The organism is Gilliamella sp. B2887 (assembly GCF_026537015.1).
In the GTDB taxonomy this organism is placed as follows: Bacteria; Pseudomonadota; Gammaproteobacteria; order Enterobacterales; family Orbaceae; genus Gilliamella.
This window is the reverse complement of the sequence record NZ_JAFNMX010000005.1, coordinates 137,103-162,653: the sequence shown is the minus strand read 5'-3', so window position 1 is coordinate 162,653 and position 25,551 is coordinate 137,103. Positions and strand designations below refer to the sequence as shown.

Below are 25,551 nucleotides of genomic sequence, written 5' to 3'. Positions count from 1 at the left end.
ACTCTTGATAAAGTTATTATTGTGAATTATTATTCAAAAATAAAGCATAATTATTTAAAGAAATAAGGATTTAAAACTGATGAAAAAATTCAATCATATTATCGCTCGAACACCAGCCAAATCACTTATTGATGGTTTAACATCGGCTAACTTGGGTAAACCCAATTATCAAAAAGCATTAGATCAACATAATGATTATATTCGAGCTTTGCAACAATGTGATGTTGATATTACGATTTTACCAGCAAATGAACGTTTTCCTGATTCTGTCTTTGTGGAAGATACGGTTTTATGTACACCCAATTGCGCCATTATTACTCGACCGGGTGCTGTAAGCCGTCGGGGCGAAACCGAAATTATTCAGGCTACTATTGAAAGATTTTATCCTAATAAAGTAGAAAGCATTTCTGCACCTGGTACAGTTGAAGCTGGCGATATAATGATGGTTGGCGATCATTATTATATTGGTTTATCCGCGCGAACTAATCAATCTGGTGCAGATCAAATGATTGCTATCTTAGAAAAACATGGATTATCAGGTTCTGTGGTTACCTTAGAAAAGGTGCTGCATTTAAAAACCGGTCTTGCTTATTTAGAACATGATAATTTATTAGCCACGGGTGAATTTATTACTAAACCTGAGTTTCAACATCTTAATATTATTGAAATTCCTGATAAAGAAAGCTATGCCGCTAACTGTATTTGGGTAAATGAACGAGTCATTATGCCCTATGGATATCCAATGACTAAAGCTAAAATTGAAGCACTGGGTTATCAAGTGATTGAAGTTGATACATCTGAATACCGTAAAATCGATGGCGGTGTAAGTTGTATGTCATTGCGATTTTAAGAATAAAATCCTCAATCCTCTCATTAACTAAATAAGAAATTCATATGAATACGCCAGTAAGAAAAAAGCTTGGTCTACTTCCTCTCACTTTACTGGTAGTGGGAAGTATTGTAGGGAGTGGTATTTTTAGCCTACCACAAAATATGGCGGAAGGAGCCGGTGCAGGTGCCATATTAATTGCATGGCTTATTACTTTATTTGGAATGCTAATGCTAACCCGAATCTTTCAATATCTGTCCGTCCGTTTTTATAAAATTAATGATGGATTATATGGATATGTACGCGAAGGATTTGGTGATTACATTGGCTTTAATGCCGCATGGGGATATTGGATCTCGGCATGGATGTCATGCGCGAGTTATTTGGTCATTTTATTTAGTGCACTCGGCTCGTTTGATTGTTTTAACTATTTTGGCAATGGCACCACATTTCCTGCTGTTATCGGTGCCCTTATATTCTTGTGGACGATTAATTCGTTTGTATTGAAAGGAATTTATCATGCATTTTTATTAAATTGTTTCGTTACGTTAGCTAAAATTATACCGATAGGATTATTTATTGTCTGCATCATTTTAGCGTTCAAAGTGAATACATTTAAAACAGATTTTTGGGGAACACCGCAATTAGGCTCAATTGTTGATCAAATAAAACACACTATGCTTTATACGGTTTGGGTCTATTTAGGGATTGAAAGTGCGACAGTTTACGCGTCACGAGCTAAGAATCTGTTATGCATTAGTCGAGCCACCTTTTTTGGCTTTGCTATCACAAGTTTATTACTGGTTTGCGTATCGGTATTATCTTTAGGGATTGTTCCTCAGCAGGAATTAGCACAAATGAAAAACCCTTCCATGGCTTTAGTCATTGAACAAGTTATAGGTAGCTGGGGAGCAACGTTAATCAATATCGGACTTATCGTATCGGTAAGTGGTGGATTATTATCATGGCTACTGCTTGCTGCTGAAATGCTGTTTTTAAGTGGACAAGGTAACAATCACACCGTACCCAGTTGTTTTGGTAAACTTAATAAAAAAGGTACGCCCGCTAATGCATTATATTTAACTTCAAGTTTAATCAGTATACTCATCATCGTTGCTTATTTTTATCAATCGGGTTATAACACACTGATTCAACTCTCTACTTCCATGGTGCTCATCCCTTACTTACTATCAGCTCTTTTCGTACTCAAATTGTCGGTATATCGAGGTAAGGCTTACTTAATCTTTTTAGGTTCTGTAGGTTCAATGTATGGTATATGGCTGATCTATGCTGGTGGAATATCTTACCTATTATTATCCATGATTTTATATGGCGTTGGACTGATATTTTATTTGTATGCGAGAAAACAACGGGCACTTCCAGCTTTCGGCTTCCTACATGATAAAATCTATGCCATCACAATAATAATTTTAGCAACGATCGCCATATTCTATTTTTATGTGCTACCCTTTTAACTTAAAATCAAGGATTATTTTCGCAACAGATAAAAATCAACCAGTAATTGTCTAAATGCTGATGAATAGCGCCCGTCATCATCACGCATACAAAGTTGTTTACTGAACACATGACCATTTTTAGTCAAAGAAAACGCCAATAATGACAATGAAAAATTTTTGTTTTCATTATATTTCACTTGCAATTCTTGTTGTAAAAAAAGCTGATGTGTTTCACATAGACAAGTAAACTGATGAGCGATATCAAAGGGTAGGACCAAACAAAATAACCCCGTAGGTTTTAATAAACGTTTAACTGAATGAATAAGCTGTTCGAAATTTAAACTTTCTGTATAACGGGCCTGTTGTCTTTGGCTATTACGACAATCAACGGCTGGCTCAAAATAAGGCGGATTTGTTACAATCAGGTCATACCAAGGCGAAATATTTGGACGAAATGCATTAATATCAGCTTGTTGTGCCTTGACTGAAAGCAAGTCAGCATGCACACTGTTTTCCTGACACTGTCTAACCGCATCAGCATCAATATCAATGGCATCAATTTGACAAGGATAATGAGCTAAACGCTGAGCCAACATTAACGCTATCACTCCACATCCTGTTCCAATATCAAGGATTTTTTGTGGATGATGGTCTATTGGAGCCCAAGCGCCCAGTAAACAACTATCTGTTGTTACTTGCATAGGGCTTTTATCGTGTGCAACAAAAAAACGTTTAAACGTAAAACCACCTTTTTTTAAAGGCTCTTGATGACTATTTATCATTTAATAACTTCTTGAATAGAGATTTATTTGACGCAATCGCATCCGCCCAACGAGTTGGCTCAGGTAAACGATAACCTCGTAAACACAAATTAACCCACTTTAATGCGCTCGCTTGAGTAACACGATGCCCTGCCGAAATGAACAAGGGATTACAATTGTTTTTACTTTGTAGTGCCCAACCAATTTGCTGTTGTTTATCTAATAAAGGGGTAACATTGCCTGCTTGTTTTGGTAATGTTTCAAAATGCCCACATAATCGTTTTTTAGCCACTCCAATAGTCGGTCTATCCAACAATAAACCAAGATGACTGGCAATCCCTAAGCGTCGGGGATGAGCAACGCCTTGACCATCCACCAATAATAAATCCGGTTTTATTTCAATTTTTTGCCACGCTGCCAATAACGCAGGAAATTCCCGAAAAGATAAATAGCCCGGAATATAGGGAAATTCGGTTTTTAAACGAGCAACATGATATTCAACGACAGAAAAGTCAGGGTAACTTAGCACAACAATAGCAGCCCGAGTAATATTACCTCCCTCTTCGAACCCTACATCGGTACCACCAATAAAATTTACTGGTTCGCTAAATTCATCAGACAATCTGACTTGATTAGCCAACAATAACTGGGTTTGTTTTAATTGTTGCAAATTAATAGACATTTTAATTATGATCAGTATCATTACTTGTAATGAAATAATTTTAACAGAATACGAATGCCATATACATTAGCAATTCCTACAGAACTCACCGAAGAGATCAAAAAAAGTCGTTTTATTGTCAATGCGGCACCCGTAACCTCAGTGGAAGATGCAACTAAATTCATTGACATAATCAGTGATCCTAATGCCACTCATAATTGTTGGGCTTGGAAGATTGGTCAACAATATCGTTTTAATGATGATGGTGAGCCAAGCAGTACAGCGGGACGTCCTATTCTATCGGCCATTGAAGGACAAAATTGCGATCAAATTGTAGTGGTGGTTACACGTTACTTTGGTGGCATAAAATTGGGTACTGGAGGGTTAATTCGTGCATATGGCGGTTCTGCCAGTCACTGCCTTCAACAAGCAACTTTGATTGAGCTTATTGCACGCGTTACATTGCAATTTCATTGCTATTATCACGAATGGCCAATTATCGAAAATCGTCTTAAAGAACTGGATGCTATTATTGAAAATCAAGATTTCGATGCCGAAGGGGTAAAGGTAAGCATAGCCATTACCAAAGATAATTTATTGATATTACAAAAAATTATAAGTGATATAACACGTGGTAGAGTCATTATTGCGTTGTAAATTTTAGTTCGATTGTTTTGTGAACAAGTTTAAGGTTAACTGGACGTTTTAGTAAAAGATGAGATATCACTCCACTGCATTATTTGATTTATGCTTAAAAGTTTATGCTTAAAATTGTACTGCCATCCCTTTGACTAAACAACCATTATGATAGAGTAATGCAATTTTTTTGATTTTTCGTTAATCAAGTTTATGGTTTCACAAATTTATATAAGCCGTTATTTAACTGTTTTCGTTCGATAATAGGCTATTGGGATATTTTAATCTTGAAATAAAGAATTTTAATGATGGATATAAGAAATCCGGTTGAATTAAAAAAAATGATATAACTCTGTTAGCCAGATATGAAATGATCACTCTTGCAAGATTTACCATTGATTTCATTCGTATCCGACTGTTCAAGCCATTTTTTTCAATGATTCGGAATTTCTCCTATCCTTAGGTTGAATTTTCGTAAAAAAAGACTTGGTGAAATAAATTATTTCATCCAAGAAGGATAGGTATTTTTTAAACCTAAAATTTTATGTTTGCATTAATTGGTCCATGATTAAATGCCATATGGTAAGTTTAACTAACACTTAAATACATACTAGTATTTTGTCGGTCATCTTAGATTTTGAATTGACTGAAAGTTGGACTTATCATTGATTTAAATGATGTTTAAAATGCACTTTAATCTTCTGCATAATTTCCTTATATGCTTTACTCGTGCCATTATTCCTATTATTTCCTTTTTTTGAGTATTATTTACCGCACTATACCCAGCATCAGCGTATTAATACTTTAATTGTTTAGTTTATTGATTTAATTAAGTGGCTGCTGCCCGATAAAGGCATAGTCTCTATTATTTGGTCATCATCTGATTCAGATGGATCTTCAAGTTGATCATCTGTATCTGATTCATCATCAATCCCTTCATTTACAGTTCCATCTGATAAAGTTAAACCTAATAGTGTTTCTGCTTCCTCAGTGTTAATCAAACCATTATCAATTAAATATGGCGGATTAGCTTGAATTACATTTGCTGTCCTGACATTTAATGCGGTTACATCATTAATACTTAGCCCAACTAAAATACTTGCACTGATCAACAAAATCTTGCAATGAGAAGGTTTATCTAAAATTATTTTAGATAAGTTCCATGCAAAATTAAAGGTTGACTGAAAATACTTTTGGGGACTTGAAGAAATTGAAGTCAAAAAATCATCCTTTATTTTTAACTTTAAAGATGAATCTAAATTATGACCCCCTACAAACCAATTGCATTTTAACATATTGTTACGTCCTCTCTACATAGGATTGCTTTGTTCAATAAATTCAATCTTATGTTGCGAAGTATAATATTTTATAAAAAATTAGCAAACTTATCTTATAAAGATTTGTTAACTAATGTAAAATCCATAGATCGCGGCATCGGTTTTTATTTTTTAATATCTTATCATTTTGTGATTTTACTTTAGATCAGATGATCATTAACGATTAAAGTTCATTCATACTTCGCAATCCATCCTCCTTTTCTTCTACAAGAATGTGAAATGCAATAAGAAGACTCATGTTTTATGTACTGAATGATTTAATTGAATAATAAAATCAAAATAGAGAAAACAATTGCTAAAAAAGCCACGATTGAGCCATCCATCATCATCAATACACATTTCGGTAAATCTTGACGATTAATTAAAGGTAAAATTTTGCAATCGCGTCTGTTGTCAATCGAATCTAAATGTACGCTCCAATGAAAAAGCCCTTCATTAGGATCAATTTTTTTTATTGTCTTTTTCATGTCGATGCTGAATGTTGTTTAATATATTCAGTGATCGCTATCATTAGACTCAATGATGAATTGGAAACTAACTTAATTATTTTATTTATGATTCGATGGAAATTCTGATAATTATCCTAGCCTCAATGTTGATTTGATAATCCAGCCAGTTGCAACTTGCCTGTTAATATGAAACTCCATTTTCCCTCATCGGTTAACGTGATTGTGTTCACTTATCTGAACTTAATTATTATCCAGCCTATAGATTGAACCATTACCCCAAACTCCGATATAGTAACGGTTTTTATAATAGGCTAATCCAACCGCTCCTGATAGAGACGAGGCTAAAGTTGTTACCTTTTTTGTTTTTATGTCAATTTGTCGTACCATTCCCGCGCCATGATCGATGACTGCGACAATATTGGACGAAATTGTAACAATACCCACCCCAGGACGATCGAATTGATCGCCTAATTCCGTTCTATTACCATTAGGTTGAATCATGGTCAAATTACCGCTATATTGAGAGACAATTAAACTATTATCTGCCAGTTGAGTAACCCCAACGGGTGTAGTCAATCCCTGGGCTAGAATCGTCTTTTGTTTGGTTTCTAAATCAAGTGCTACAATTTCTCCTGTTGAACGATTCGTGACTAATAGTTGACCATCATTAGAAAAAGCGATTCCCGTAGGCGTATGATAGCCCTCTGATATTTTTTGTGTTTGACCATTAGGCTTAATTTTTAAAATATAGTCATCACGATAAGATGAAACGTATACATTATCTTGCTTATCAATGACTATTCCTGCAGGTGACGCAATACCAGAATAGAAGATCTCTTGTTTGCCATTGCTGTTCACTTTTACGATTGAATCACCAGACCAATTTGTCACATACATCATACCGGAGCGATCAAAAGCGATTCCTGTCGGTGCATTAAAGCCCGAAGCTAGCATTCTTAAATTTGCCATACTTAATTCTCCATAAAAGCAGCAAAATATCAATATCATTATACGTAATAAGTCATTTTTCATAATTGGGGCCCTTAATATTGAATTAGCTGATTTTTTATTGTTCTCATTTCTAATGAGTTGCATACTACTAGAATTTAAAACATTGTTGATGCTTCATGGGATAACGAAACAAAAATAAAAAATTGCAATCGAGTAAAATTGAAATTCTGATGAAATCCTAATTGAGAGACCAAAAATTGGGAAATACATTTTTTGCTATACGAAATTCGTATAGCAAAAAATACGATAAACAAATGCAAAAGATAAAAAAATCCTTCATAATATCAAGATGATCTTTAATAAGAATTAACTGCAAAGCAGATTAAAAAATTAGGGAAGTATCAAATTAGGAATGATGAAAATCATGGATATCTATAGCAAAAGATTACCATCCATTAAACAATTACAATACTTTATTGCCGTTTGTGAGGAAATGAGTTTTACCCGTGCCGCAAAAAAATTAGGTATGAGTCAACCTCCACTTACAACACAAATTAAAATATTGGAAGAAACATTACAAAGTACGTTGTTTTTAAGAAACTCACATAATATTACCTTAACTCAAGAAGGCGAAATACTGAAATCTCAAGTAAGCCAATTGTTAAATGATCTTTGTTCAATCGTTAATTCAACTAAAAGCATTAGTATTAAAAAAGTTATGATAGGAACCACAAAAACTTTAAATTTTGATTATATTCCTTATTTTAAACTTTTTTTATCAAAATTTAGTGAACACGCTGAAATCTATCAACACAACTATATTTCCAAAGAATTATTACGTGAATTGCAGCAAGGCAATATTGATTTCGCTATTGTTTCTGATTATCCAAATCGAACATTCACTGAAAATTCATTACTGATTTATCAAGAATCTATGACTTTAGTTTTGCCTGCAAATCATCGCTGTAACAAACAAGAAAATATCGATCTTAATGATTTGACCGATTTACCACTATTTTGGTTTAAACAACATTTAAATCCCTTTTTTTACGAACAATGTGAAAACGTTTTCAATCGTTTAGACAAGCCTATAATTAGGCGAGCAGAGCTTGCAGATAATCTTTCTATGTTACTAGAAGTTGCTTTAGGTAAAGGAATGATGCTTTTACCACAATCAATGGCACAAGCCAAAGTTGATGGCGTATCTTACAAAAAATTAAATCCCCACCAAGATAAGAAATTAAAAATTAATATTTACCTTGTTTGGCGAAAAAATCTGAAAATCACGGCGTCCAACCAAGCCATTATTGATTTTTTTACTCAAGTTAAACCCTAAAATAGGCTAATTGTTCTGATTATTTTTCTTCCTTTTCTTAAAAAATTTAAACATTTCATTTGTAATAAATGATCTAATTAAAAAATCTGTTTGAAAATAGTGTCATAATATTGTGTAGGCACTCTTTAGGTGAGTTAATGATTTTTATACAGTTATATCGTTTTTTTAAATATTGCTTGCTATCATTAAAGCCATTACAATGAGGCATAATTAATCCTTGTTATTTTATTTTATGATTACCTTTACTGATGCCACTTTAGATGATTTGCCTTTTATTATAAATGTATATAACGAAACCATAGCGAGCCGTCAAATTACGGCGGATTTGCAGCCAGTATCGATTGAAAGTCGTATGGTTTGGTTTGAACAGCATAATCCTCAAAATCGCCCACTTTGGTTAATCAAATATCAGAATCAATCTTGTGGTTGGGTAAGTTTATCCTCTTTTTATGGTCGCGCGGCTTATGTTAAAACGGTTGAAATCAGTTTGTATTTGCATCATGATTTTAGAGGGAAAACCATTGGTCAATCCACCATTAAACACATTGAATTATTTGCCAAACAGGCAGGTATTGAAACCATACTTAGCTATATTTTTGGTCATAATCTTCCTAGCATAAATTTATTCAAAAAAATGAATTATCAACAATGGGGATTATTACCTAAAATTGCGGAATTGGATGACGTTAAGCGTGATTTGGTTATTTATGGAAAGCAGTTGGTTTAAATCCTCTGTCTATTTTTAAACATTTCGTTTTTCAAAAGGAAAACTCAACACATGAATTTTGTAAAACATGTTCAATTCTTATATCGTCAAGCTAAAATTACCAGCATTTTAGTTTGTATTAATGTTGCTTGGTTTATTTTTTCTCGACTTCTTGATATGAGAGGTCTGTCAGATTTAAATCAAAATCAGTTTTTAATTGACTGGGGAGCTGATGTTGCTCAAATAACTTTTTCTGGCCAATACTGGCGCCTTTTTACCAACATTTTCATGCATATAGGATTAGCTCATCTTGCTATGAATATGTTAGCGTTGTGGAGTGTTGGCATGATTTTAGAAAGATTGATTCCCCCATTCGCTTTTTTAGGTATCTATTTGCTCTCGGGTTTATTTGGCAGTTTAGCAAGTGATATCGCCACAATTCATTATAACGTTATAAGCTGCGGCGCTTCGGGGGCAATTTTAGGTATTATCACCGCTCTGCTCGCTTACTCGTTAATTAATCGAACGGATTTACATGAAATGCCTATCAAATCAATTGTAGTGAGTTTATTGCTCACCGCCGGATTGGGATTACTACCTTCTGTTGACAATATGGCACACATTGGAGGTGGAGTAACCGGTTTTGTTTTGGGCGGGTTAATCACATTTTGTTTAAGAAAATTCCGATATCCAAGCAAAATTTGTACGACGCTAACAGCCCTAATTTTTGCTGTTGCAACTCTACTTTTATATTGGGGTTATCAACATTATCAATATTATTCTTTGATCGATGGGTATTGATAAAAAAGGCGCACCAAACGGCGCACCTTTAGCGTTTATGCTTTGTTGTTATTAATAGCTACTCAATACTCGAGCGGGATCGATTTTACAGGCCCTTTGAGCAGGATAATAGCTCGCAACCAAACTTAGCAACATTGCAGTAATAAACACAATTACAACATCAAAAAGATGAATTTCAGACGGTAAAAAGTCAACAAAATAGATATTACTGTTAAGGATTTTATGCCCTATTAAAGATTCCACAATAGCCATGATACTTGATAGTTGCCATGATAAAATCAATCCTAACATTACACCAATTAAACTCCCAATTAGTCCTGAAATTATCCCATACCAAATAAACGTATGTTTGATTAATCGATTGGTTGCACCTAGGGTTTTTAATATGGCGATATCGCGTTGCTTATCTTTAACGGCAATCACTAATGTCGAAACAATATTGAAACAAGCAACACCAATAACAACAATCATAGCTAGATACATAATTTCTCTGATCATTTGAATATCGCGATACATAAAACCGTAAGTTTGTTCCCAACTATTAAAAGATAAATTTTCATCAAGAGCTAATGCTGCCTGACTCATAATATATTTGGACTGATATACATTATCAACATTCACCATAACACCTGTAACACTGTCCCCCATATTCAGTAATTTTTGGGCATCCGCTAAAGGAAGTAACGCAATATTATTGCTCAGACTTCCACTTAATTCCAAAATACCGATAACTTGTAAACGTACACGCTTTGGTGGTTTAAGTTGATTAGGACCACTTGATACTGGAATTAATAATGTAACCCAATCTCTTTCTTTAACGGCTAAATTTTTAGCTAAACCCGCTCCTATAATAATTTGTTGACTATCAGCTTTAAATTTTTGCCATTGATTATTCAAAACGTATTTAGGCAGCGTACTGACTGATTTTTCTTGATCAGGATCGACCCCTTCTATTTCTACGGCGCCAAGTTTACTCGCATTCTCAATCAATCCAGTAAAATTAACAAAAGGCATAGCTGAAACAATGTGACGATTATGTTTTAATTCATTTTGAACTTCTCGCCAATTATCTAGATAGCCATCTTCGGGATAAAACTGCCCATGTGGTACTACTGACAGCACTCGATTATGCAGTTCACGCTCAAAACCATTCATTGCACTCAAACCAATGATTAAAGCGGCAATACCAATAGCAATACTGAATGTTGAAATAATTGATATTAACGATACCATTCCACTTTTACGGCGTCCTTTGCGGAACTTAATGGCGGTGATTAATGATAAATTCATTGTCATTATCCATTAAATTTTTTCAGTTAGTGAACGATTAGTCAATCGCCCATCGTACATAATTAATTGGTTATCGAGTTTATTCGCTAGCTCTAGATCATGCGTGACCACTAAAAAAGCAGTGCCATGATCACGATTCAAACTTATTAATAAATCAAAAATGGCATTAGCGGTAGTTTTATCCAAATTACCTGTCGGTTCATCTGCCATAACCAATGCTGGATTGTTGATAAGTGCTCGTCCAATCGCCACACGCTGACGTTCACCGCCAGACAGTTCAGACGGTCTATGATTTGCACGTTTAGCTAAATTAACCGATTCTAGCATAACCATTGCTCGCTTTTTGGCATCATTAGGATTTGCACCACTAATTAATAAAGGCATTGCAACATTTTCTAAAGCAGAAAAATCGGGCAATAAGTGGTGAAATTGATAAATAAAACCTATTTCTTGATTACGAAGGTGTGCTTTTTCTTTTTCAGATAGCTGGTTTAATTGCTGCGATTTAAAAATGATTTCGCCAGATGTTGGTTTATCTAATCCACCAAGAAGATGTAACAAAGTACTTTTACCCGATCCTGAGCTGCCAATAATTGCTAATAATGATCTTGAATAGATATCAAACGAAACGTTCTTTAAAACTTCGGTTACCATTTTGCCTTCATTGTAGGTTTTGCAAAGATTTTTTGCTGAAAGCAAGATTTGTGAATTATTCATAACGTAACGCCTCGGCTGGTTGAATATTGGCTGCACGATGGGCAGGATAAATAGTTGAAATTATCGATAACATGAGTAATCCAATAATAATAAAGATAATTTGTGTTGGCTCAACCAGCGACGGTAATTGAATACCAGCAAACGATAATCCAAATAATTGCATAATTTCATTCAAGTAATAAGCCAGTAACAGTCCTACACTGCTTCCTAATAATGTACCAATTACCCCTGAACTTGCTCCTTGAATGATAAAAATTAACATGATTTTAAAACGAGACAGTCCTTGAGTTTTTAATATCGCCACTTCACCTTGTTTTTCCATCACTAATAAACTTAACGAGGTAATGATATTAAAAGCAGCCACAATGACAATTAGACTGATTAATAATCCCATGACATTTTTTTCCATTTTGATAGCTTGGAATAATTCTCCGCGTTTTGCTCGCCAATCATTGAAGACTAATCCTTTCGGTAATGGCATGCTGGTCACAGATGTAATATCTAATGGTTTATTTAAAAACAAGCGCCAGCTCGTTATTATTCCTTCATGGTAACGAAGTAAGTGACGGGCATCGGTTTGATTAACATAAATCAAGGCTTGATTGATATCATGATTAATTGAAAACATACCAACGATATTAAATAGTCTTTGTGAAGGAATCCGACCAACTGGCGTAATTTGGCTAGCATCGGTCACCATTAAGCGTATTTTATCGCCAACAGTAACACCCAATTGATTAGCTAAAGTTACCCCGATAATGACGTTATATTGCCCAGGTATAAGATCGGATACTGAACCCGTGTAAACGTATTCGTTAATAGGATCACCATCTTCCGGATTGATACCCATTAACGTACTGACCATGATACCTTTTTCACTTTGCAAAACTACATCACCGGTGACTAAAGGTGCCACATGATTAACGCCATTGATTTTCATAAATTGATCACCAGAAATTTCTCTAGGATCGATATGACCTTGCGATGTGGTTACCTGAGCCTGAGGAAGAAATTTTAATATACTGCTCTGCATTTGATCTTCTAGCCCATTCATGACCGACAACACAACAATCAAACCAATGGAGCCAAGCATAATACCAAGCATGGATAACCATGATACAAAGCGACTAAAACCATCAGTCTTTTGCCCATAGACATAGCGCAAACCGATAAAAAACACTAATGGACGAAATATTTTTGACATAAATGTATATATTACCTGAAACTTCTTGACAAAGTTTAGCTAGTTAATTGCAAGATGCTTATCATACAGGATTAAACAGTTATAGAAAACAACCTCATTCTTACGTTATAATCTACCACTAATTATTTAGCAAAACCATGTAAAATCAACATGTCTAAAACTCTTAATATTTCAACAGTAATTCCTAAAAAATCAGGTGAAGTAAAACAAATTGGGCAGTTAATTGGATCGTCCCTATCCCAATTTTGCGCTCAAGCAATGGATGCGCACGATGGCTTAGTGGTGATTATTACAGATGATATGCAACAAACAACGCGTATCCATGAAGAACTAAAACAATTTTCACCCTATCCTGCTATCTTTTTTCCTGATTGGGAGACACTGCCATATGATAGTTTTTCACCGCATCAAGATATTGTTTCTGAACGTCTATCTTGCCTTTATCATTTAAGAAATTTGACTAAAGGAGCTTTGATTTTACCCATAAACACCTTAATGCAAAAAGTCTGCCCACAAAGCTATTTGGGTGGGCATGTGTTTATGATGAAAAAAGGTCTGCAAATTAGCCGCGAAAAGTTACGTTTACAACTTGAAAATGCAGGTTATCGTTCTGTCAGTCAAGTAATGGAACATGGCGAATATACCACTCGAGGTGCTTTGTTTGATATTTATCCAATGGGCAGTGATAGACCTTATCGTATTGATTTTTTTGATGACGAAATAGATAGCATTCGCACTTTTGATGTTGAATCTCAACGTACAATTGATGAAATAGTTGAAATACAGTTATTGCCTGCGCATGAATTTCCATTTGATAAAACCGCTATTGAGCTTTTTAGAAGCCAATGGCGTGAAAAATTTCCGGTCAGATTAGAGCCAGAAAGTATCTATCAACAAGTCAGCAAAAATATTTTACCCACTGGTATAGAATATTGGCAGGCCTTATTTTTTAATGAGCCATTAACTCCGCTGTTTACCTATTTTTCGACTAACACACTCATTCTTAACACCGTAAATATTGAGTCTCATGCCAATAAATTTTGGCAAGATATCAACCAACGCTACGATAATCGTAAGGTTGATCCAATGCGACCATTATTGGAACCTGTAATCATTTGGTCAAAAACCGACGAAATCTTTGCCGATTTTAAAAAATATCCGAGATTGGTTGTATCGCATGAACTCATCAGCGAATCGAATAAAAATGTCAATATGCCTTATTCGAATTTGCCTGATCTTGCGATTGCAATTCAACAAAAAGATCCTTACTTGCAATTCCATCAATTTATTGAACGTTATACAGGTAAAATCGTCTTTTCGGTCGAATCAGAAGGTCGCAAAGAAGCATTACAAGAAATTTTAGGTCGCATTCGCATTCATCCAATAACGATTAACCAACTGGATGAAATCCATCATGTTAATGATCGCTTTTGTATAATTTTAGGTGCAAGTGAGCAAGGTTTTATTAATCAATCCGATAATTTTGCTTTTATTACTGAAAATGAATTACTGGGTCGCCGGATTGTTCGCCGCAAAAAAGAAAATAAGCAAGCTATCAATACTGATACGCTGATTCGTAGTTTAGCTGAATTAACTCCTGGCAAACCTGTGGTGCATTTAGAGCATGGAGTAGGACGATATGCTGGTCTGACCACTCTTGAAACCGGTGGCATTAATGCAGAGTATTTGATTTTACTTTACGCAAATGATACAAAGCTTTATGTGCCAGTGTCATCCTTGAATTTAATCAGTCGTTACTCAGGCGGGGATGAAGAAAATGCTCCTCTGAATAAACTTGGTACTGATGCATGGAGTAAAGCCAGACAAAAAGCTGCTGAAAAGGTTCGAGATGTTGCAGCCGAATTACTTGATATTTATGCTGAGCGAGAAAGTAAACCAGGTTTTGAATTTAAGCAAGATCGAGAACAGTACGAATTATTTTGCGAAGCTTTTCCGTATCAAGAAACGGAGGATCAACAAAACGCTATTGGTGCGGTAATTGGCGATATGTGTTCACCTTATGCAATGGACAGATTGGTTTGTGGTGATGTTGGCTTTGGTAAAACTGAAGTCGCTATTCGAGCCGCTTTTTTGGCTGTGATAAATCATAAACAAACTGCGGTTTTAGTTCCTACTACTTTACTTGCCGAGCAACATTATGAAAACTTTTGTGATCGCTTTGCGAATTGGCCAATACGAATTGAAAGCTTGTCACGATTTAAAACAGCTAAACAGCAACAAGCTATTATTCAAGCTTTGGGTGAAGGTAAAGTGGATATCGTAATAGGTACTCATAAATTATTACAAGAAGACATAAAATGGAAAGATCTTGGCTTATTAATTGTTGATGAAGAACATCGCTTTGGTGTTCGTCAAAAAGAACGAATTAAAGCAATGCGTGCCAATATTGATATTTTAACCCTAACCGCCACACCAATACCACGCACCCTAAATATGGCAATGAGCGGCATGCGTGATCTTTCTATTATTGCTACACCACCTGCTCGGCGTCTTGCAGTTAAAACGTTTGTACGTGAGTACGATGATCTGGTTATTCGTGAAGCAATATTACGTGAAATCTTACGTGGTGGTCAGATTTACTACTTACATAATGATGTCTCAGACATTGAAATAGTGAGTGAAAAACTCGCTGAATTGGTTCCTGAAGCACGCATTGCTATTGGTCATGGTCAGATGCATGAACGTGATTTGGAACGCGTCATGAATGATTTTCATCATCAACGATTTAATATACTCGTTTGTACTACAATTGTCGAAACTGGGATCGATATCCCGAATGCAAATACGATCATTATTGAACGAGCCGATAAATTTGGGTTAGCTCAATTACATCAGTTGCGAGGTCGGGTTGGTCGTTCTTATCATCAAGCTTATGCCTATTTATTAACACCGCATCCTAAACTGCTCAGTAAAGATGCTAAAAAGCGTTTAGAGGCAATTGCATCACTGGAAGATTTAGGTGCAGGGTTTGCTTTAGCAACACATGATCTTGAAATACGAGGCGCAGGTGAATTATTGGGTAGCGATCAAAGCGGTCAAATTGAAACAATTGGTTTTAATCTTTATATTGAATTGCTCGATGATGCGGTTAAATCACTCAAAGAAGGTAAAGAACCCACGCTTGAATCGCTCCTTAATAATCAGCAAACCGAAGTTGAATTACGTTTGCCAACTTTGATTCCTGACGATTTTATTCCTGATGTGAATACTCGTCTGTCATTGTATAAACGTATTGCTAGTATTGAAGCAATTGAGGAATTAACCGATATAAAAATCGAAATGCGGGATCGATTTGGTAAACTACCCGATGCTGTACTCTTTTTATTAGAAACAACTAAAATTCGTTATCAGGCAAACCATTTAGGAATTACTAAAATTGAATTTGGTGAAAAAGGCGGTTTTATCGAATTTGGCAAAAACAATAAAATTTCTGTCGATTATTTAATTGAAATGATTCAAAAATCACCAAAAAATTATCGCCTTGAGGGCACAAATCGATTAAAATTACTGAGCTCACATTTACAAAGAAGTGATCGTATTGAGTATATTAAAAATTTGTTGGCTGATTTTTCTAACCACCAAGAGTTATAGCGGATAAAATATAAAAAGAGAATGATGATGAAAAAAAGTATAGTAGCGACAGGAGTTATTGCAATATTAGCATTTGGATATATTGGCACTTCAATTTATACCGGAAATTTAATCGAAGAAAACCTCGATACTAACTTAGCTGAGTTTACCCAGCAGGTTAACACCAGCCAACAAATTTACAATCTAAATATTTCTCACAGTAATGATAAAAAAGGAATATTTTCGACCAAAACACATCTAAAAGTCACCTTGACACAAAAAAAACAAATTGATAATGATGATGCCTCAGTAATAGTGTTATACGATGATGAGGCCACGATTCATCATGGTCCATTCCCTTTAGCCGCACTTGCTAATGGCTATTTCATCCCACAAATAGCCTGGTTAGAATTTGCGATAACCGATAAAACGAATCCGACCCTTTGGAAGTTAGCGGGTAATCAATCTTTTATTTCTGGTCACGCTGGTCTGAGTTATAGCAATTATCTTACTGTCAAATTAGAAACTGAAGGTATTAAGTTAACCGATTCAGACTTTGATCTTATTGAGGATCAAGATGCAATTGAACTGGGTAAGGGAAATCTTGTAATTGATAAAAATAATGACTCTGATCTATCGATAAAAGCATCATTTGATAAACTTAATTGGGTAATAGATCAAAATAACATTATTTCTTTTAACGATTTAAATGTGTCATTTAAACCTGAACAAAATACTGCTTCTGTTAACTATGAGATGAAAATGAGCAGTTTAAATATGAAAAATATTGAATTTGGTTCTAATACCAACATCGATTTTGATGATCTCACCTCTAAAGGAAAAATTAACTATAAAGATTATCAGGTTAGTGACCAAAGTGAAATTCATCGACTCATTATATCTACTGGTCAAGACGCATCTGATGCAGTTAATCGCATTGAATTGAATAAATTTGTCCTAAACCAACACGTTGAATTGAATCCCCAAAACTACGCAATAGATGGATCATTATTTACCAGTGTTGCTTCAATCCTCTACGGCAAGCAAAACTTAGGTAATGGCTCACTCGACTTAAGCTTTAAAGGTCTTGACAAGCGCTATTTATTGAATCAATTTTATGTGGACTCTTTTGAAGATTTGCAAGACACAGCTGAGGATATGCCAAATAATACCAATGTCACTCTAAATAAATTCAATTGGCATAACTCTGCCGGTGATATTAATGCAAATTTCGTTCTTGATATCAACAATTTTAATTACACATTTGATGAAGAAAGTGATTTTTCAAATGATATTGATGAGAAAATAAATACATTAAAATTAAAGGTTGAAGCACCATTTGATGTTATGGCGCAATTTTATGCGCAATTCGAACATCCTCAAAATAGTGAGGTTACCGAACAGCAAGTTAATAAAGTAAAATCAAATATTAAGTTAAGTGCTGAAATGTTTTTGGGTAACGTACCATTTTTTGTTTTCGATAATGGACAAACCGAAGGTCTTTTTTCAGACGTGAGCTTAACCAAAGACAGTGATGAAGTTCAAGTCAATGGTGAAATCATGTCGAAAAAAGAATTCTTTCATGATTTTTGATAAATAAAAATAACAATTCAAATAGTCTTTTCCGTCAGCCATACTGGCGGAATATTAACCTTAAAAGCTCAAAATAATATAATTATGAATACTCATTCTCTATCCTCAAATGAAAATCAATTCAAACGCACTATGAAAACCCGACATTTAATTATGCTATCTTTAGGTGGCGTAATTGGTACGGGGTTGTTTTTTAATACTGGATACATTATTGCTACTGCGGGAGCAATTGGTGCAATAATATCTTATTTAATTGGTGCGCTAGTGGTGTATTTGGTCATGCTATGCCTCGGTGAGTTAGCTGTTGCTATGCCCGAAACAGGCGCCTTTCATACCTATGCCTCGCGCTTTATCAGCCCAGCTACAGGCTATACTGTTGCATGGTTATATTGGCTGACATGGACAGTTGCATTGGGTTCAAGCCTAACGGCTGCCGGCATGTGTATGCAATACTGGTTCCCTGATATTGCAGTATGGATTTGGTGTTTAATTTTTTGTTTAGTGATTTTTGCACTCAATATCGTTACAGCACAGTTTTTTGCTGAAAGTGAATTTTGGTTCTCAATAATTAAAGTCATCACCATTGTCGTATTTATTATTGCTGGTACTGCCGCGATCTTCGGCTTTATTCCAATGAAAAATGATATTCCAGCCCCATTTTTGCACAATATTACTGATCACGGTTGGTTCCCTAATGGCATAATCCCAATAGTTATGACAATGGTATCGGTCAACTTCGCATTCTCAGGAACTGAACTTATCGGGATCGCCGCTGGCGAAACTCATAATCCTGAAAAATCGATTCCATTAGCCATAAAAACCACTATTCTACGCTTGATCATATTTTTTGTTGGCACTATTTTTGTTTTAGCCGCACTTTTACCCATGGATCAAGCAGGTGTTGTAACCAGTCCCTTTGTGATGGTCTTTGAAAATATCGGTATTGCTTATGCTGCCGATATCTTTAATTTTGTCATTCTAACTGCGATTTTATCAGCAGCAAATTCTGGACTTTATGCTTCAGGTCGCATGCTCTGGTCACTGTCAAATCAAGGCACATTACCAAAATGCTTTGCTCAATTAACTGATAAAGGTATCCCAACTACTGCAATTGCTGTCAGTATGTTAGGGGGATTGTTAGCCCTGTTTTCTAGTATCATTGCACCTGATACTGTATTTGTTGCTTTAACGGCAATTTCAGGATTTGCTGTGGTAGCCGTATGGTTAAGTATTTGTGCTTCGCACTATTTCTATCGAAAGCAATTATCCGCATCAGAGCAAAAAAATCTTAAATTTAAAGCACCATTTTATCCAGTAGTGCCAATTTTAGGCTTTATTCTGTGTCTAATTGCTTGTATTGGATTAGCGTTCGATCCTGAACAACGTATAGCATTATATTGTGGTATTCCATTCGTGATTTTTTGCTTTATTGCTCATCATTTTACCCAAACGTATCAAAACAAGAGTCATAAATAATGAAAAACAATAGTTCTATAACAACCCTTTTAAAACAAAAAGGTTATATCATTATTGATGGTGCATTAGCTAGCGAACTGCAACGTCGAGGTAGCGATCTTAACGACAGTTTATGGTCAGCCAAAATATTAATTGAACAGCCAGAATTAATTCAACAAGTACATTATGATTATTTCAAAGCTGGAGCTGATTGCGCCATAACTGCGAGCTATCAAGCAACACCAATGGGATTTGCCAAAAAAGGAATTGGGATCGAGGAGTCAATCGAGCTAATCAAAACCAGTGTAAAATTAGCCAAACAAGCCAGAACACAATACCTCAATGAGATCAAACTAAATAAATTTCTCTTAATTGCAGGTTCAGTGGGTCCTTATGGTGCTTATCTTGCAGATGGCTCCGAATATACTGGCGATTATCACCTCAATGAGGATGAATTTATTGGATTTCACAAAGATCGCATTGCAGCACTGATTGACGCAGGTGTAGATATTTTAGCTTGTGAAACATTACCATCATTTTTGGAAATCAAAGCGTTAGTAAAATTATTACAACAATTTCCATTGGTTAGCTGCTGGTTTTCATTAACATTAAAAGATCAACAACACCTCAGCGACGGTACTCCCTTAATACAAGTTATTGACTATTTAAATCGTATTGAGCAAATTGTCAGTGTTGGGATTAATTGCATTGCTCTGGAGAAAGTTACCCCTGCTTTAGAGGTATTGAGTCAACTAACCTGTAAACCGTTAATCGTTTACCCTAATTCAGGCGAGCAGTATGATCCAACGACCAAGCTATGGCATAAAAACCATGATCACAATTGTACCTTTGCCAATCAATTAGATGCCTGGACCAAATTAGGCGCTAAATTAATCGGTGGTTGTTGCCAAACAACTCCTGAGGATATTGTGGAAATTCATCAGTTATTAATGAAAAAATAGTTCATCACACACGCAAAAATTCAAGTACAACAATATAACAACTGCCGAACTGATTCATTAATTCGGTAGTTGTTATCCAATAGCTAATCCATTTTATCGTGAGTAATGATAAGTGACAGTTGCTTTAGAAATCAGATGTGAATTAACCATAAAACCAATTAATGCTGGTGTCGTTTGGTCATCAACATCTAAATGATCAATATCAAGTGCGTAGAGTGTAAATTGATAACGGTGGTCAGATTTTTCTGGAGGGCATGGTCCGCCGTAACCAGCTACACCAAAGTCATTGCGAACCACTTGACTGCCTTTGGGCAATAGATCAGGATTATTGCCAGCAGAACGCTTAAGCGCAGTCACATCAACTGGAATATTGACTACCGTCCAATGCCACCAGCCAGAGCCTGTTGGTGCATCAGGATCATACATAGTTATCACTAGGCTTTTTGCATCTTTAGGTACATTATGCCACGAAATATTTGGAGATTGATTTTCTCCTTGGCAACCGAATTGGTTATAAATAAATTTATTAGTAAAACCTTTTTTGACAAGATCAGGAACAGCTAACTGCATTTCAGAGGCTAAAGAACTCGCAGAACTCAACAATAAAGCACAGCACATTACAGTTTTTAATTTATTAATAATCTTCATATTAATCCTTATATAATATTTCATTTAATTGAAGTCATATAATTATACTTTATGAATACTATAAACGTTGTCTATAAAAAGATAAATATCATTTTTTAGATTTACTTTTTTTATTTTAAACCGTGAATGAATTGATTATATTAATTTCTATTTAGAGGTTTGTGGTTTGAGCTTTTTATTGATAATACTATTTATTTGTAAAAAATATTTAGGAGTCTATACCATTTCGTTATTATCACTCTTCAATGAAACTTACTTTTAGTATACTCATCTTTTCAGACTGAATTGAATGAATTGAATGAATTTTTTCGTACACCTCTGATTTTAACTTCTCAAATTCTATTGAGATCCTTTCTTTACTGAAATATTCAATCTCAATTATCTGTTTACGTATCTGCTTCAGTATGTTTCATTGAGGTTAATTTGAAAATGCAGCATTAACCTTTCGTTAATTGAGTAACAGCAGATCAGTTATCGATGTCATTAAGTCAAACAAGTGGTAAATTCAGTTTTATATCCACCTATAATATTGATAATACGCTGTTATTTCTTTGCTATAGTGCAAGTAAATAAATCTTATAGCCTATCCAAATTTTTATAGTTAAGAATACGGACATAAATATGCTGCTCCTAAAATACGAATAAAGATCTTTAGAGCTTTAAAAAAGCTAAAAAACTCAACCTGATAAATCAGCCAACAAGTTCTTACTTTGTAAAATTCATCTTACTTTTTTAACAAGTTTTAAATCAATTTCAGATAGATAACTTCCATAATATTATTTTTTGAAAAAAGCTTATCAAAAGTTGACCTCTTAGCACCAACAAAAGATGAATAGAGGGAATCATTGATATTCGATAGGTGATGTTTTAAATGTGTTTTTTACTTAAACGTATGCACAACCTCAAACTTTTTCACAAAAATAATCCATTAATGACAATAGCAAACTTTTATTGATATCCTTAATTAGCCGTCGAAGGATTGCTCAAGAACAAAGTTTAAGATTTTTTGAATGGTTGTGGGGATATTAAGGCTTTTATAACAAAGCCTTAAATCAAGCATCCCTATAGTAACGATGAATTCAATACATTAAAATGTTCGAAAGTCGACAAAACAGGAATGTTTAGAATTAACATAATCATTTTTTAAATGATTTAATCTAAAAAGGAAATGTTAATTGCTTTCCGCTAGAACTCTTTCAACTGTATCAACAATTGCTTGAGTCTGTGAATCAATTTCAATATTAACTCTATCTCCTACTTTTTTTGTATTTAAAGTCGTAATCGCGAGTGTTTCAGGAATTAAATTAATTTGAAAATGATTATCCATGATATTACCAACGGTTAGGCTAGCACCGTCAACACCAATAAAACCTTTGTAGAAAACATACTTGGTGAATTTAGAGGGTAAAGCTAAAGTCATTTGGCAATTCGTTGTCGTTTTTTGGATATCAACAATTGTGGCGGTGCAAGATATGTGCCCAGACATTATATGACCACCAATTTCATCGCCATATTTGGCACTACGTTCTATATTAACCAAATCATCAAGCTTTTTATCGCCTAATGTAGTAAGTGCTAATGTTTCTTTCATTATGTCAAAGGTGACCCAATCATCTTTAAAATCGGTCACAGTTAAACAACAGCCATCGTTAGCAATTGATGCGCCGATTTCGATATGTTGCGTTAATTTTTCAGGCAATTTTACCTTATAAGTTCTTAAGTTATCTTGATCGATGATATCAATAATTTTACCTTGACCCTGCACAATACCTGTATACATATTGTATCCTTGAATTAAACGAAAATTTTCAACTATTCTACTTAATTACCAGGTAATTATCTATCCTTAAGCACATTTACTTGGGCATGATTCTATCTTATTGATAATTCTAAAACACAATGATATAACGATTATTTTTTTAATCTAAAAATGATGCAGCAATGAATATTATGCATTTTCTTATTATCTCGGTTATAGTTATCGTTCTTTACTAATAAGAATAAACATTATTGTTAATAAACAATACGCCCAATTTTAAGGATTCAGTATGTTAAAACTTATTTTAGCTATTTCGGTCGGTTCAGTCGCCGGTGGTTTATTGCGGTGGTTTCTGTCACTTAAATTAAATATTCTCGCTTTTGCCATTCCTTTGGGAACATTATTGGCAAATCTGGTTGCGGGGTATATTATTGGCTTTGCAATTGCTTTTTTTAATCATTCAAACCTTCCTAATGAATGGCGTTTATTGGTGATCACTGGTTTTTGCGGTGGATTATCGACCTTTTCAACTTTTTCGGCGGAAATCGTGAATTTCTTACAAGAGGGCCGTATTGCATGGGGATTAACCACTATTGCCATTCATGTTATTGGTTCAGTTTTAATGACTTTTTTAGGGATTTTTTCTTATCAGTTATTGCGTTCTTAATTCTGTTACATAAAAAATTATATAAAAAATGATCACACAGAGAGTTTACAATCACAAATTACTGTATTAATATACACTGTATATTAATACAGTAATGGGATTACTATGCTTATTGAACACTCTTCATCACAACTTATGGCGATTAATTTTGAATCCCCTTTTCAGCAGATTTTACAACAACAGCGCCCTTTGTTGAAATCACTTAATAAAGCTAAAAAATGGCAATTATGGCTATCTGATCGACCAATGTTAAAGCGTTCATGGGTAAATATTGCAGGACTTGATAAACAAAAAGTGGTGCAATTGAGTAATCTTAAAAATGAAAATTTAATATCTACTATTGAAAAAGCATTAAAAAGCAAAACCTGTAGCTATATTGTTGCTTGTATTAATGATCTTAATGAGCAAGATAAACTACGTATTGAACAAGCCGTCTCAAACAGTGATACGTGTTTATTATTAGTTCACGATGAACAGACACAACAAACAGTTCAATATCATTAATTTTTTTAAAACTGAACAGCCTAATTAATTTTAATCCTCAGTGTATAAAAAGATGCTTTCTAACCTAACAGTGTCTTTTTATATGACCGTATCCAACTATTAAAGATAAATAAATAAATAAGTTAAATTTTTATTGCTTTAAATTATAAGTATACATACAATAAGATTACTTATTAAATGGAGAATCAAATCATGAATAAACTATCAATCACATTTTCATTACCAACAACCGCTAAGCCATCAGTGATTTGGCAATATTATGTTGATCTCAATTTGAGAAAATTATGGGAGACCGATTTAGAAGATTTTTATGTAAATGATGGATTAATTTCAGGAGCTAAAGGCATATTTAAATTGGAAAATATGCCAGAGATGGAGTTCACTTTATCAAAGGTTTTAGAGAATAAGGAATTTACCGAAGAATTTAATATGCCAGATATTGGGCTTTTATCTTTTTCTCATCAAATAATTGAAGTTGAACCTAATCAATATAATCTCAAATCTGAAATTTCATTAAAACCTGTCGATGAATTAGATGACAAACTAGCTTATGACTTTCTAAAGCAAATATCAGATGATATCATTGATAAAACATTTTCATTAAAAAATCTTGTTGAAAGGTAAATTATGACAAAAGTTAATAAGCTCTTAACACGATTCCAAAAGGACTCTGATTCAGTTGGTTTTCTTTTTATGAGGGCTTATTCTTGTTGGCAGACTAAAATAAAAAATTGCCTAAAGAAAGAGTCGATTACTCATCCTCAATTTATTGTACTTGCTACCCTAGCCTATTTATCTGAATATGAAAATGAAATAACACAAATCCTTTTAGCGAAAAAAACGAATATTGATGTCATGACAATTTCACAAATTTTAGAAAATTTAGAAAAGAAATCATTCATCATAAGGATGACTTCAGCTAAAGATAGTCGAGCAAAATCCATCATTCTAACCGAAAGTGGTTTTGAAAAAATCAATAAAACTGTTCCTTTAGTTGAAGAAATTGATCATCAGTTTTTTTCGGTTCTGGGTAAAGACCGTCTTATTTTCAATGAAATGCTATTAACGCTTTTAAAAAATAAGTGAGATATTGTATCTTTCATTATCAATAGACATTAGCAATAAGTAAGTGACTTTCTGACAACATAAATAAAGAACGGAAACATTAACAATTAAAGCACATCCTGATCAATATTATAAGTTTGATAATTTTTTCTTATGTTGCGATTAAATATTA

General features: G+C 34.3%; 24 protein-coding genes. 14 read left to right on the top strand and 10 right to left on the bottom strand.

Annotated features, from left to right (window positions below):
* Positions 1 to 79: 79 nt before the first annotated feature.
* Positions 80 to 850: a dimethylargininase gene (gene ddaH, locus J3U13_RS06140; RefSeq protein WP_267340838.1), complete on the top strand. Its 771-nt coding sequence runs from the start codon at positions 80 to 82 to the stop codon at positions 848 to 850.
* Between the two features lie 44 nt (positions 851 to 894).
* Positions 895 to 2,304 (top strand): basic amino acid/polyamine antiporter, encoded by a 1,410-nt coding sequence (locus J3U13_RS06135; protein ID WP_267340837.1) that lies wholly within the window; start codon positions 895 to 897, stop codon positions 2,302 to 2,304.
* Between the two features lie 14 nt (positions 2,305 to 2,318).
* Here J3U13_RS06135 and J3U13_RS06130 read toward each other — a convergent pair whose 3' ends face one another.
* Both J3U13_RS06130 and nfi read right to left on the bottom strand, forming a co-directional pair.
* A complete protein-coding gene (locus tag J3U13_RS06130; protein ID WP_267340836.1) occupies positions 2,319 to 3,068 on the bottom strand; it encodes a tRNA1(Val) (adenine(37)-N6)-methyltransferase in 750 nt (249 codons plus the stop codon).
* Positions 3,058 to 3,723 (bottom strand): deoxyribonuclease V, encoded by a 666-nt coding sequence (gene nfi / locus J3U13_RS06125; RefSeq protein WP_416380221.1) that lies wholly within the window; start codon positions 3,721 to 3,723, stop codon positions 3,058 to 3,060. The genes J3U13_RS06130 and nfi overlap by 11 nt, the downstream gene beginning before the upstream one ends.
* Positions 3,724 to 3,783: 60 nt before the next feature.
* Between nfi and J3U13_RS06120 the strand changes: the two genes are divergently transcribed.
* Positions 3,784 to 4,365, top strand: coding sequence for an IMPACT family protein (locus J3U13_RS06120; protein WP_267340834.1), 582 nt, complete (start codon positions 3,784 to 3,786; stop codon positions 4,363 to 4,365).
* 791 nt (positions 4,366 to 5,156) lie between these two features.
* On the opposite strand, the gene J3U13_RS06115 is transcribed toward J3U13_RS06120, so the two are convergent.
* From J3U13_RS06115 to J3U13_RS06105, 3 genes are all read right to left on the bottom strand, one after another.
* A complete protein-coding gene (locus tag J3U13_RS06115; protein WP_267340833.1) occupies positions 5,157 to 5,639 on the bottom strand; it encodes a hypothetical protein in 483 nt (160 codons plus the stop codon).
* Positions 5,640 to 5,938: 299 nt separating this feature from the next.
* Positions 5,939 to 6,148: a hypothetical protein gene (locus J3U13_RS06110; RefSeq protein WP_267340832.1), complete on the bottom strand. Its 210-nt coding sequence runs from the start codon at positions 6,146 to 6,148 to the stop codon at positions 5,939 to 5,941.
* Positions 6,149 to 6,370: 222 nt separating this feature from the next.
* Positions 6,371 to 7,099: a hypothetical protein gene (locus J3U13_RS06105; protein ID WP_267340831.1), complete on the bottom strand. Its 729-nt coding sequence runs from the start codon at positions 7,097 to 7,099 to the stop codon at positions 6,371 to 6,373.
* Between the two features lie 394 nt (positions 7,100 to 7,493).
* On the opposite strand from J3U13_RS06105, the gene J3U13_RS06100 reads away from it, so the two are divergent.
* The 3 genes from J3U13_RS06100 to J3U13_RS06090 all read left to right on the top strand — a co-directional run bounded on the left by J3U13_RS06100 (position 7,494) and on the right by J3U13_RS06090 (position 9,924).
* Entirely contained in the window at positions 7,494 to 8,417 is a 924-nt protein-coding gene (locus tag J3U13_RS06100) for a LysR family transcriptional regulator (protein WP_267340830.1), read from the top strand.
* Between the two features lie 217 nt (positions 8,418 to 8,634).
* Entirely contained in the window at positions 8,635 to 9,144 is a 510-nt protein-coding gene (locus J3U13_RS06095; protein ID WP_267340828.1) for a GNAT family N-acetyltransferase, read from the top strand.
* A 51-nt stretch (positions 9,145 to 9,195) separates the two neighbouring features.
* The gene (locus tag J3U13_RS06090; RefSeq protein WP_267340827.1) at positions 9,196 to 9,924 is read left to right on the top strand and encodes a rhomboid family intramembrane serine protease; all 729 of its coding nucleotides are present in this window, start codon (positions 9,196 to 9,198) and stop codon (positions 9,922 to 9,924) included.
* A gap of 51 nt (positions 9,925 to 9,975) precedes the next feature.
* On the opposite strand, the gene lolE is transcribed toward J3U13_RS06090, so the two are convergent.
* The 3 genes from lolE to lolC are packed head-to-tail and all read right to left on the bottom strand — an operon-like array spanning position 9,976 to position 13,126.
* Positions 9,976 to 11,220, bottom strand: a complete 1,245-nt coding sequence (gene lolE / locus J3U13_RS06085; RefSeq protein WP_416380586.1) for a lipoprotein-releasing ABC transporter permease subunit LolE — start codon at positions 11,218 to 11,220, stop codon at positions 9,976 to 9,978.
* A 6-nt stretch (positions 11,221 to 11,226) separates the two neighbouring features.
* Positions 11,227 to 11,931 carry a lipoprotein-releasing ABC transporter ATP-binding protein LolD gene (lolD, locus tag J3U13_RS06080; RefSeq protein ID WP_267340824.1) on the bottom strand — a complete coding sequence of 235 codons (705 nt, stop codon included), beginning with the start codon at positions 11,929 to 11,931 and terminating at the stop codon, positions 11,227 to 11,229.
* Entirely contained in the window at positions 11,924 to 13,126 is a 1,203-nt protein-coding gene (gene lolC / locus J3U13_RS06075; protein ID WP_416380222.1) for a lipoprotein-releasing ABC transporter permease subunit LolC, read from the bottom strand. Before lolC ends, lolD begins: the two co-directional genes overlap by 8 nt.
* Positions 13,127 to 13,285: 159 nt before the next feature.
* On the opposite strand from lolC, the gene mfd reads away from it, so the two are divergent.
* The 4 genes from mfd to mmuM all read left to right on the top strand — a co-directional run bounded on the left by mfd (position 13,286) and on the right by mmuM (position 20,736).
* Entirely contained in the window at positions 13,286 to 16,747 is a 3,462-nt protein-coding gene (mfd, locus tag J3U13_RS06070; protein ID WP_267340822.1) for a transcription-repair coupling factor, read from the top strand.
* Between the two features lie 27 nt (positions 16,748 to 16,774).
* Positions 16,775 to 18,319 (top strand): DUF945 family protein, encoded by a 1,545-nt coding sequence (locus J3U13_RS06065; RefSeq protein WP_267340821.1) that lies wholly within the window; start codon positions 16,775 to 16,777, stop codon positions 18,317 to 18,319.
* Positions 18,320 to 18,403: 84 nt separating this feature from the next.
* Positions 18,404 to 19,795: an S-methylmethionine permease gene (gene mmuP / locus J3U13_RS06060; RefSeq protein ID WP_267340820.1), complete on the top strand. Its 1,392-nt coding sequence runs from the start codon at positions 18,404 to 18,406 to the stop codon at positions 19,793 to 19,795.
* Entirely contained in the window at positions 19,795 to 20,736 is a 942-nt protein-coding gene (gene mmuM / locus J3U13_RS06055; protein WP_267340819.1) for a homocysteine S-methyltransferase, read from the top strand. Before mmuP ends, mmuM begins: the two co-directional genes overlap by 1 nt.
* Before the next feature lie 93 nt (positions 20,737 to 20,829).
* Here the strand turns inward: mmuM and J3U13_RS06050 are convergent, their stop codons facing one another.
* Positions 20,830 to 21,384 (bottom strand): YbhB/YbcL family Raf kinase inhibitor-like protein, encoded by a 555-nt coding sequence (locus J3U13_RS06050; protein WP_267340817.1) that lies wholly within the window; start codon positions 21,382 to 21,384, stop codon positions 20,830 to 20,832.
* 1,171 nt (positions 21,385 to 22,555) lie between these two features.
* Positions 22,556 to 23,164, bottom strand: a complete 609-nt coding sequence (locus J3U13_RS06045; protein WP_267340816.1) for a riboflavin synthase subunit alpha — start codon at positions 23,162 to 23,164, stop codon at positions 22,556 to 22,558.
* A gap of 268 nt (positions 23,165 to 23,432) precedes the next feature.
* On the opposite strand from J3U13_RS06045, the gene crcB reads away from it, so the two are divergent.
* The 4 genes from crcB to J3U13_RS06025 all read left to right on the top strand — a co-directional run bounded on the left by crcB (position 23,433) and on the right by J3U13_RS06025 (position 25,400).
* On the top strand, positions 23,433 to 23,810 hold the full coding sequence (crcB, locus tag J3U13_RS06040; protein ID WP_267340815.1) for a fluoride efflux transporter CrcB: 378 nt from the start codon (positions 23,433 to 23,435) through the stop codon (positions 23,808 to 23,810).
* 105 nt (positions 23,811 to 23,915) lie between these two features.
* Positions 23,916 to 24,314 (top strand): cell division inhibitor SulA, encoded by a 399-nt coding sequence (locus J3U13_RS06035; protein ID WP_267340814.1) that lies wholly within the window; start codon positions 23,916 to 23,918, stop codon positions 24,312 to 24,314.
* A 192-nt stretch (positions 24,315 to 24,506) separates the two neighbouring features.
* Positions 24,507 to 24,938: a hypothetical protein gene (locus tag J3U13_RS06030; protein WP_267340813.1), complete on the top strand. Its 432-nt coding sequence runs from the start codon at positions 24,507 to 24,509 to the stop codon at positions 24,936 to 24,938.
* 3 nt (positions 24,939 to 24,941) lie between these two features.
* A complete protein-coding gene (locus J3U13_RS06025; protein WP_267340812.1) occupies positions 24,942 to 25,400 on the top strand; it encodes a MarR family winged helix-turn-helix transcriptional regulator in 459 nt (152 codons plus the stop codon).
* The last annotated feature ends 151 nt before the right edge of the window (positions 25,401 to 25,551 follow it).

Bases quoted from the DNA above. Each gene is read 5' to 3' on its own strand.
- J3U13_RS06090 (WP_267340827.1), top strand. From the start codon at position 9,196: ATGAATTTTGTAAAACATGTTCAATTCTTATATCGTCAAGCTAAAATT.
- J3U13_RS06130 (WP_267340836.1), bottom strand. From the start codon at position 3,068: ATGATAAATAGTCATCAAGAGCCTTTAAAAAAAGGTGGTTTTACGTTT.
- J3U13_RS06135 (WP_267340837.1), top strand. From the start codon at position 895: ATGAATACGCCAGTAAGAAAAAAGCTTGGTCTACTTCCTCTCACTTTA.
- mfd (WP_267340822.1), top strand. From the start codon at position 13,286: ATGTCTAAAACTCTTAATATTTCAACAGTAATTCCTAAAAAATCAGGT.
- mmuP (WP_267340820.1), top strand. From the start codon at position 18,404: ATGAATACTCATTCTCTATCCTCAAATGAAAATCAATTCAAACGCACT.
- J3U13_RS06065 (WP_267340821.1), top strand. From the start codon at position 16,775: ATGAAAAAAAGTATAGTAGCGACAGGAGTTATTGCAATATTAGCATTT.
- J3U13_RS06045 (WP_267340816.1), bottom strand. From the start codon at position 23,164: ATGTATACAGGTATTGTGCAGGGTCAAGGTAAAATTATTGATATCATC.
- J3U13_RS06050 (WP_267340817.1), bottom strand. From the start codon at position 21,384: ATGAAGATTATTAATAAATTAAAAACTGTAATGTGCTGTGCTTTATTG.
- crcB (WP_267340815.1), top strand. From the start codon at position 23,433: ATGTTAAAACTTATTTTAGCTATTTCGGTCGGTTCAGTCGCCGGTGGT.
- J3U13_RS06110 (WP_267340832.1), bottom strand. From the start codon at position 6,148: ATGAAAAAGACAATAAAAAAAATTGATCCTAATGAAGGGCTTTTTCAT.
- J3U13_RS06025 (WP_267340812.1), top strand. From the start codon at position 24,942: ATGACAAAAGTTAATAAGCTCTTAACACGATTCCAAAAGGACTCTGAT.
- J3U13_RS06035 (WP_267340814.1), top strand. From the start codon at position 23,916: ATGCTTATTGAACACTCTTCATCACAACTTATGGCGATTAATTTTGAA.
- lolD (WP_267340824.1), bottom strand. From the start codon at position 11,931: ATGAATAATTCACAAATCTTGCTTTCAGCAAAAAATCTTTGCAAAACC.
- J3U13_RS06105 (WP_267340831.1), bottom strand. From the start codon at position 7,099: ATGGCAAATTTAAGAATGCTAGCTTCGGGCTTTAATGCACCGACAGGA.
- J3U13_RS06100 (WP_267340830.1), top strand. From the start codon at position 7,494: ATGATGAAAATCATGGATATCTATAGCAAAAGATTACCATCCATTAAA.
- ddaH (WP_267340838.1), top strand. From the start codon at position 80: ATGAAAAAATTCAATCATATTATCGCTCGAACACCAGCCAAATCACTT.
- lolE (WP_416380586.1), bottom strand. From the start codon at position 11,220: ATGACAATGAATTTATCATTAATCACCGCCATTAAGTTCCGCAAAGGA.
- mmuM (WP_267340819.1), top strand. From the start codon at position 19,795: ATGAAAAACAATAGTTCTATAACAACCCTTTTAAAACAAAAAGGTTAT.
- J3U13_RS06120 (WP_267340834.1), top strand. From the start codon at position 3,784: ATGCCATATACATTAGCAATTCCTACAGAACTCACCGAAGAGATCAAA.
- J3U13_RS06030 (WP_267340813.1), top strand. From the start codon at position 24,507: ATGAATAAACTATCAATCACATTTTCATTACCAACAACCGCTAAGCCA.
- J3U13_RS06115 (WP_267340833.1), bottom strand. From the start codon at position 5,639: ATGTTAAAATGCAATTGGTTTGTAGGGGGTCATAATTTAGATTCATCT.